We start from the raw sequence: 1300 nt of genomic DNA, 5'->3' as shown, positions 1-1300 counted from the left end.
TGTCCATTTCCATCATGTCCATGTTGATTTTATCTACTTCAAGGGCCCCGTGTTCCATCATCATCATCATTTCTTTTTGATGATCCGCGTGCATTGCTGCCGTGCCGATGTTGAATTCGTGAACGAACTCACCCTTATTTTCGATCAGGAAGCGAACGGTTTCGCCGCCACGAACAACGATCTTTTCCTTGTCATAGAAGTTGTCTTCCATCGTGATCCGAATGGTCCGGCGGACATCAGAGATATCGCCAGGCGCACCGATTTCGACGCCATCATTATCACCGCCACTATGACCTGCACCAGCAAATGCAGAAGTCTGGATACCGGCAAGGCTACCCATAGCAAGGGCGGAAGCAACAGCAAGGCGAAGGACAGAAGTAGTGTATTTGGGCATGAAAATGCTCCCGAGATAATTCAGTATAAAGGATCTCGTTACGCAAACCTTACACAGAGTCAGTGATCGGACTCATAGCGACAGATTACGTCACGAATGCAGTTTAGATAAGGAACTGAATATCTTAGGTGCGGGGAGGTTTGACGCTAACATCAAGCTCTGCAGGCGAGAGCGTTCTGTCTTTTGCCCAGTACTTTACAGACAACAAAACAGGTGCAGCGTTCCAGTTACCAGACATTTGCTGCACATAGGGACCACAAACAGCCATGCCACAAACATCGTTGTGCGATGGATCCTGTGTGTGAGAACTACTGTCAGCCATGACGGAGACAACACTGTGATGGCCACTGTTAATATCAGCGGCTTTGGCATGCACGGCCTCAGCGCCAGACAGCATTACTGTCAACGCGATGATAACCGAAAGTATGCACGAGATGATCCGCAAAAGGAGAATCCTATCACAATGTTGCAGCGCAATGGTTATCTTGATGTATCAATGCGGTCAAGTGGCAATATTGTGGCAAAGACAGACTATTTCACGAATTTACATCTGCTGCTTGAGCCATCAGCAAGGTGAAAACAATAGATTACTGCATTCGTCGCCATGAAATCACGTTATGCGCTACAGATGAACAACCTGTTGTGCTGAGTTATTCACTAATCTGCGGGTATGACTTGCTAACAATCAATTTATAGATGAAGCACAATCAAATCCTATTAAATGCTGCGTAACCCAACAATTCTCCTAGTCTCTGGATATGGGCACAGAGGTGCAGCAATAGGATTTACTGTAGTTCGATATAGACAGCATCGCATCCTTGGGATAGAAGTAAACCATGCTCAATCGCATCAGGTTTTTGACCATACTTTTGATAGCTGCTTTTGCCGTCGGGACAAGTTTCCAGA

General features: G+C 46.2%; 2 protein-coding genes. One reads left to right on the top strand and one right to left on the bottom strand.

What is annotated here, in order from left to right; all coding sequences use genetic code 11:
- Window positions 1-394 (bottom strand): cupredoxin domain-containing protein (locus TH30_RS21900; protein WP_147252121.1); only part of this gene is annotated, 394 nt, incomplete at its 3' end.
- A 340-nt stretch (window positions 395-734) separates the two neighbouring features.
- On the opposite strand from TH30_RS21900, the gene TH30_RS22035 reads away from it, so the two are divergent.
- On the top strand, window positions 735-971 hold the full coding sequence (locus TH30_RS22035) for a hypothetical protein (RefSeq protein ID WP_147252120.1): 237 nt from the start codon (window positions 735-737) through the stop codon (window positions 969-971).
- The last annotated feature ends 329 nt before the right edge of the window (window positions 972-1300 follow it).

The organism is Thalassospira profundimaris, from assembly GCF_003326795.1.
GTDB classification, from domain to species: domain Bacteria; phylum Pseudomonadota; class Alphaproteobacteria; order Rhodospirillales; family Thalassospiraceae; genus Thalassospira; species Thalassospira profundimaris_C.
The sequence above is the reverse complement of the archived record's forward strand: the minus strand, read 5'-3'. Positions and strand labels throughout refer to the sequence as shown.

Bases quoted from the DNA above. Each gene is read 5' to 3' on its own strand.
- TH30_RS22035 (WP_147252120.1), top strand. From the start codon at position 735: ATGGCCACTGTTAATATCAGCGGCTTTGGCATGCACGGCCTCAGCGCC.